Annotated in this window: 2 protein-coding genes; one reads left to right on the forward strand and one right to left on the reverse strand. The window is 62.9% G+C overall.

Features of this window, described 5'->3' with window-relative positions; all coding sequences use genetic code 11:
* The coding region (locus tag J5M67_RS28510) for a hypothetical protein (RefSeq protein ID WP_207888686.1) at positions 1 to 197 on the reverse strand (197 nt) is incomplete at its 3' end.
* Between the two features lie 40 nt (positions 198 to 237).
* Here J5M67_RS28510 and J5M67_RS28515 point away from each other — a divergent pair.
* The coding region (locus J5M67_RS28515) for a glycine betaine ABC transporter substrate-binding protein (protein WP_279381599.1) at positions 238 to 453 on the forward strand (216 nt) is incomplete at its 3' end.

Raw genomic sequence — 453 nt, forward strand, 5'->3', positions numbered from 1 at the left:
GCGGCATTCGTCCGCGCGAAATCGATCAGGGGATGGTGCTGCTTTGCTGCAGCAAGCCGCTGTCCGATCTCGTCGTCGACAAATGAGCGCGTCGCCGCTGCGCAAGAACGTGTCGTAAAAGAACGATAACGGGGAATTGTGGTTGAAGAACCTAGAGAGGCCCCTCGCTTTTCGACAACCTCAAGGAGATCGATCATGAAATTCCTCACGAAACTCATCGGCTGCGGCGTGTTGGCGATGATGCTCGCCGCCGTCGCGCCGACGCAGGCCGACACGAAGCCGACGCTGAAGATCGGCTACGTCGAAGGCTGGGACGACAGCGTCGCCACGTCGAACGTCGCCGCGCGCATCATCGAGACGAAGCTCGGCTATCCGGTTCAGCTCGTGCCGGTCGCGGCCGGCGTGATGTGGCAGGGCGTCGCGCGCGGCGATCTCGACGCGACGCTCTCCGCG

The sequence above is a fragment of the Pseudomonas sp. 30_B genome, from assembly GCF_017491605.1.
GTDB lineage: Bacteria > Pseudomonadota > Gammaproteobacteria > Pseudomonadales > Pseudomonadaceae > Pseudomonas.